This is a genomic window from Vibrio sp. 811 (assembly GCF_033339195.1).
This window is the reverse complement of record NZ_JAWOUB010000712.1, coordinates 1-573: the sequence shown is the minus strand read 5'-3', so window position 1 is coordinate 573 and position 573 is coordinate 1. Positions and strand designations below refer to the sequence as shown.

Genomic DNA, 573 nt, shown 5'->3' with positions numbered 1-573 from the left:
ATACTAAACATGCTGCCTCCCTATTTTTCGGCCGCATCGGCAGCGACATCACCGACTTTATTCGCAATCACGGTATCGCCATCACGAACAAACCCCTGTCCTAATACAATGATGTCCGCTTGCTCGCCAAGCCCAGATAACCAAACGCCATCTTCTTCTGCTTTGACTAACTGAATAGGAACAAACTTAACGTGTTCATCTTGCAGTGTTTTGACACCTAAATTCCCTTCTTCATCTAACGCCAACATTGCAGCGGTAATTTTAATCGCTAGCACTTCATTCAAAGGGAGCTGCACTTCCGCACTGATCCCCGCAGGGATGAGCGAATTACGATTATCTATTTCGATTTCAATCGGAAACGTATTGGTCGATACGGAGGAAACGCGACCAATATAACGTAAAGTCCCCAAGTGATGCTGACCATTGATAGTTCTGACATCCGCTTGAAGACCTTCTTTAAGATACTGGATATGGCGCTCGCTAACGTCGGCCTCAATGACCAGAGTCTCTAAATCAATCACTGTCGCTATTGGGTCGCCCACACCGACAAAGTCACCCACTTCGACAAAATGA

At 46.2% G+C, this 573-nt stretch carries 1 pseudogene; it reads right to left on the bottom strand.

Annotated elements, in window-relative coordinates:
• Nucleotides 1-20 precede the first annotated feature (20 nt).
• Nucleotides 21-573, bottom strand: a pseudogene (gene vmeJ, locus R7Q46_RS28990) (multidrug efflux RND transporter periplasmic adaptor subunit VmeJ); the annotation flags it as partial.